Annotated in this window: 5 protein-coding genes; all 5 read right to left on the reverse strand. The window is 44.8% G+C overall.

Translation table 11 applies throughout. The annotated features are described in order from the left end of the window. Positions 1–93: 93 nt before the first annotated feature. Entirely contained in the window at positions 94–357 is a 264-nt protein-coding gene (locus K8S13_RS06870) for a hypothetical protein (RefSeq protein ID WP_291461473.1), read from the reverse strand. A 15-nt stretch (positions 358–372) separates the two neighbouring features. Further along, positions 373–1,332: an electron transfer flavoprotein subunit alpha/FixB family protein gene (locus K8S13_RS06875; RefSeq protein ID WP_291461475.1), complete on the reverse strand. Its 960-nt coding sequence runs from the start codon at positions 1,330–1,332 to the stop codon at positions 373–375. Positions 1,333–1,378: 46 nt separating this feature from the next. Continuing rightward, positions 1,379–2,161 (reverse strand): electron transfer flavoprotein subunit beta/FixA family protein, encoded by a 783-nt coding sequence (locus K8S13_RS06880; protein WP_291461477.1) that lies wholly within the window; start codon positions 2,159–2,161, stop codon positions 1,379–1,381. Between the two features lie 140 nt (positions 2,162–2,301). Next, complete coding sequence (gene fdhD / locus K8S13_RS06885) at positions 2,302–3,132, reverse strand: formate dehydrogenase accessory sulfurtransferase FdhD (RefSeq protein ID WP_291461478.1); 831 nt, start codon at positions 3,130–3,132, stop codon at positions 2,302–2,304. Between the two features lie 40 nt (positions 3,133–3,172). After that, positions 3,173–4,688 (reverse strand): molybdopterin-dependent oxidoreductase (locus K8S13_RS06890; protein WP_291461479.1); only part of this gene is annotated, 1,516 nt, incomplete at its 5' end.

Raw genomic sequence — 4,688 nt, forward strand, 5'->3', positions numbered from 1 at the left:
TTCCATTATATCTTTTAAAGCCATAAAGAGATACCCTATTAAAGAATCATTAACCAAAATTGGCCGTTGAAAACCCCTTACCAACCCCTCCCCCTATAAACCCCGACTGCGAAACAACCGAACACCGAAATCCCCAGAAAATAAAGCGTTGCATAATCCCGCCAATCCACCCTTTTTCCTTCCCACCAAGCGCTTCTGACCCATGGCCAGAATCACCATATTCTTAAGTCGTTCTTTGATATGATTGGTCCGGCTGGTGGGCTCAAGTGCCATCAGCAACAGAATTTTATAATACATGGTGCGGCCGAAAACGGCCAGCCCGACAATGAGCAGTAAAGACATAAAAAGGGGACTCATAGTTACCTCATCAAACTAACTTTTAATTTTTTTAATCTCTTCTCTAAGAATCGGAACCACCTCAAAAAGGTCTCCGACGATACCATAGTCAGCCACGTTGAAGATAGGAGCTTCCGGGTCTTTATTAACAGCCAGAATTGTTTTTGAGCCGGTCATTCCCGCAAGGTGCTGAATGGCTCCGGAGATACCGATTGCCATATAAAGAGTCGGTGCGACTATTTTACCCGTCTGACCCACTTGTTTATTATGTGCCATGATACCACTATCTACCATAGCACGGGAAGAACCAAAGCCCGCTTTTAGATCGCCGGCCAGTTCTTTTACAAGATCGACACCGGCTTGATCCTTGGCACCCCGTCCCACTGAGATGACGACGTCGGCATCGGCAAGATCGACTTCACCGCTTGCATCTGATATTAGTTCTTTTATCACGGCTTTTAAATCAGCCGCCGGAATAGACAGCTTTACCACGTTTTCAGTTCCGGTAATGCCTTGGGTTGCCTCAAATGCACCGGCTCTGACAACTGCCACCAATATTTCAGTATTGATTTTCACCCGCTGCATCACTTTATTTGCAATGGCGGGTCTTATTATTTCAACTTGATCTCCGGAAAGCTCTACTTCGGTAATTTCAGTTGCGCATGCGGCATCCAATAGAGCTGCAACCCTTGGAGCAACAGCCTTTCCAGCTTCAGAGAATCCAAACCAAATGAGGGTAGCGCCAAATTGTTTGGCAGCATCAACGACACAGGATGCATAAGGCCCTGCTGAAAATAGTTCAAGACTTGCATCATCGGCAATGTATTGCGTATCAGAGCCTGCATTTGCCAAATCAGGGGTTAGAGATTCGATATTGGATCCAATGGCCACAACTGCGGTTTCTGCGCCAATGGCCTTGGCTTTGGATAAAAGTTCGGCTGTGCTGCCTTTTAGTACACCTTGTTTGATGTCTGCAACTACGAGTACTTTAGCCATAATATTATTTTCCTTATATTAAAATCAGATATGGATGTGATTAGTATTATAAAACCTTGGCTTCATTGGCCAGAAGATCGACAACCCTGGCTGTAATTTCAGCAGCATCGCCTTCAAATTTTTGCCCGGCCTTGCGCGTTTTTGATGCCATAAATTCAGCAATTTCCAATTTTAGTGCAGCGCCTCCGACTTCATCAAGTGATGTACCCAGTGCTGAAAGATCTATTACATCAATTTTCTTTTTCTTAGCCATCATGATGCCGCGCATTGCGGGCAGTCGAGGTTCATTAATACTATCACTGACCGTGACCACGGCGGGCAATTCAAGTTCAATGATTTCGGTTCCGGCATCCCCTAATCGGGAAACTTTAATATGCTGATCGTCCATTACTTCAATGGAGATCACATTACTGGCACAAGGAAGTCCCAGGTACTCAGCCAATATGATTCCGGTTTGACCATTATCTGTATCCTGGGCTTGTTTTCCAGTGATGATAAGATCATAGTCTCCCTTTTCATAAACCTTTTGCAAAACTTTGGCAAAAACAGACGAATCCGCTTTAGTCAGTGTTGGATCATCAACATGAATTGCGTTTTCAATTCCCATGGCATAGCATTTGCGGATCATATCGGTGTTTTCCGGGCCGCCGATGCTCACCAGGGTCGTTTCCGCGCCATTATTTTCCTTAAGCTGGACTGAAGCTTCCACTGCATTTTCATCCCAGGCGTTTATAACATATTGCAGCCCATCTTCGACAATGGCACCGTCCTCCACGTGCATGTTCAATTCCACATCCACTACTTTTTTGACTGTTGTGAGAATTTTCAAATTATTCCTCCTGTTTATTTGCCTGTTTATTTGCCTATTTATTTGCCTATTTATTTGCCTATTTATTTGACTATTTATTTGGTTCTTTAATATATTAATTTTTTTATTTCAATGACTTTTCGATAAATTGCTGCCCCGCCTTATTCTCTCATGATGCGATTTTCACCGCAAACTATTATTAATTCAGACTCCTCTATAGGAAAAGCCAGCGTCATGTTAAGGGACCGCCCCATTTCAACTGCAAGGGCGGTGGGTCTTGAGTTAGAGATCATCACCGGCAAACGCGCTCTGGCAGCTTTTTGAACCAATTCATAACTAATTCTTGAAGAAAGAACAAGGATGCCGGCATCAGACAGCGTCCTGTCCATAAAGGCTGTTCCGATTGCCTTATCAAGCGCATTATGCCGACCGACATCCTCGGCAAAAGCAATCACGGAAAGTTGATCGTCAAATATAAGTGCAGCGTGTGAGCCCCTGGTTCTCTGATAATATTTCTGATTTTTGGAAAGTTTGTTGATGCAATCAAAAACATGATTAATCTCAACCTTAAAACCGTTTTCTGCCGGCGTTAATATCTGATTGAGATCCTTAAGCATCTCCTTTCCGCAAATGCCGCAGCTGGTCTGGCTGACAAACCCCTTCCTCTCAAGAAGATAAGGAATTTTTTCATGCCTTTCAGGTGTCAGCCAGATATTAATAATATTCGGCTCCAGATCTTTATCATATCCTATAGTCTTAAAATCATCGACAGAGTCTACAATCCCTTCCCCAAGGCAGAACCCGACTGCGTGAAACACCTCTTCCCCAGGTGTTCTCATCACGACTGAATAGTCCTTATCATCAATACGAATTAAAAAGGGCTCTTCTCCGATCAATTCTATATCAATAGTCTGGTCGAGAGAACCAGTCCGGTCAGCCCCTTTTTTACACCGAAGCGCTTGATAAAACTTGGTATTCTTTCCTGCACTCAATTTTTCATGTTCCTATTGTCAAACCACCTGATGAAAAAGTCTAAACTTTCTCCAATTTTATAGCACAAACCTTGAGTTCCGGAATTTTGGCAATGGGATCATAAGCCGGGTTGGTCAACTTATTGACACTGGCCTCTTCAAAATGGAAAGGCATAAAGACCACGCCCTTTTCCACCCGGTCTGTGATTGTAATCCGTGTTTCAATTTCCCCTCTTCTGGAAGCCATTCGGATTTTATGGCCATCACAGATATCAAGTGCTTTGGCATCCTCAGGATGAATTTCAAGAAATCCTTCAGAAATTTCATTATCAAGAGACTTGGAATTTCGGGTCATGGTACCGGTATGATAATGGGCATAGACGCGTCCTGTGGTCATCCAGAACGGATATTCATCATCCACCACTTCTGCCGGTGGTTTATATTCAATGGCGTGGAAAAGCCCCTTTCCCCGGGTAAACTTCCCATCCTTGTGAAGGAACGGGGTTCCCGGATGTTCAAGGGACGGACAGGGCCATTGAAGCCCCGGCCCTTCAATCCGTTCATAGGTGATCCCGGCATAGGAAGGGGTGAGGCTTGTAATTTCTTTAAAAATGGCTTCAGGAGAATCATAGGCCATTTCAAACCCGAAACGGTTGGAAATATCCATGATAATCTGCCAATCCTGCCGTGAGTCGCCAACAGGATCAATGGCCTTTCTCACACGCGACACCCGTCTTTCCGTATTAACAAAGGTACCGTCCTTTTCTGCAAAGGAAACCCCGGGCAGCACCAAATGGGCAAGCTTAGCCGTGGGTGTGAGGAAAATATCCTGGACAATGAGGAGTTCCACCTTTTCAAGGGCTTTTACCACATGATTTGCATCCGGGTCCGACACCACCGGGTTTTCACCCATGATCCATAGCGCTTTAACCTCTTCTTTTTCAATGCCCTGCATTATCTCGGGAATGGTCAACCCGATGTTAGTGGGCAGTTCATCTACCCCCCAGGCCTGGGCAAATTTTTTGTTGGCAGGTCCCAGGGTTACGGGCTGATACCCTGTATACACATTGGGAAGACCGCCCATGTCGCAGGCACCCTGCACATTATTCTGACCTCTAAGAGGATTAACCCCGGTTCCGACTCTTCCAATATTTCCGGTCAACATGGATAAATTGGCAAGAGATTTTACATTATCGACCCCGGTGGTATGCTGGGTGATACCCATGCAGTAAACAATAGAGGCCCTTTGTGCTTTGCCATATGCTTGGGCAAGGGCGTTGATATCTTCTATAGATACGCCGGTAATCTGTGAGGTTTTTTCAATATTGACGGTATCTATCTGTTTTTTAAATGCGTCAAACTCCTCTGTATTTTTTGCAATAAATTTCTTGTCTTCAAGTCCTCTGTCAAGGATAACTTTCATTATCCCGTTCAACAGGGCCACATCGGTTCCGGGTTTATGACGGACATAGAGATGGGCAAGATCGGCAATCTGATTTTTCCTGGGATCTGCCACAAGCACTTTTGCCCCTTTTTCAATGGCCCTGAAAATCCGTGTGGCCACCAGGGGATGGGAA

It is taken from the genome of Desulfobacula sp. (genome assembly GCF_021107415.1).

What these genes read in the sequence shown, in the direction of transcription:
- K8S13_RS06875 (WP_291461475.1), bottom strand. Translation starts at nt 1,332, where the DNA reads ATGGCTAAAGTACTCGTAGTTGCAGACATCAAACAAGGTGTACTAAAA.
- K8S13_RS06870 (WP_291461473.1), bottom strand. Translation starts at nt 357, where the DNA reads ATGAGTCCCCTTTTTATGTCTTTACTGCTCATTGTCGGGCTGGCCGTT.